Raw genomic sequence first — 361 nt, 5'->3', positions numbered from 1 at the left:
GTGACATTATGTCCGAGTATATGCAGGGTGGAGCCCTTGCCAGCGATGACCTCGATTTCTCAGCGTCCAGTGATCGAGGGCGTGCTAGTGAGCACGCGTCGACGGCCGTCAAGAGTCCTGCTCTCAATGTTGCCATCGGCGTGAGCGCCGTGGTGATGGTGGTCGGCTTGGTGCTGTGGTTTTTGCAGCTGTCGGGCGGCATGGTGCAGACCGCCATGCGCAACCTCGACAGCTGGGGCCTCTACATCACGGGCTTCATGTTTTTCGTAGGCCTGTCGGCCGGCGGTCTTATCATCTCGTCGGTGCCCAAGGCCCTCGGCATCCGCGGCTTCGGCGGTATCTCGAAAGTGGCGGTGTTCTC

Annotated in this window: 1 protein-coding gene; it reads left to right on the top strand. The window is 60.9% G+C overall.

All coding sequences use genetic code 11. The features are described 5' to 3' along the window. Positions 1-8: 8 nt before the first annotated feature. Positions 9-361, top strand: a 353-nt coding sequence (gene nrfD, locus NE591_RS13345; RefSeq protein ID WP_256156876.1) for an NrfD/PsrC family molybdoenzyme membrane anchor subunit, incomplete at its 3' end; no start/stop codon positions are given.

It is taken from the genome of Adlercreutzia sp. DFI.6.23 (assembly GCF_024462535.1).
Taxonomy (GTDB): Bacteria; Actinomycetota; Coriobacteriia; order Coriobacteriales; family Eggerthellaceae; genus Adlercreutzia; species Adlercreutzia rubneri.
This window is presented reverse-complemented; position numbering and strand designations above follow the sequence as displayed.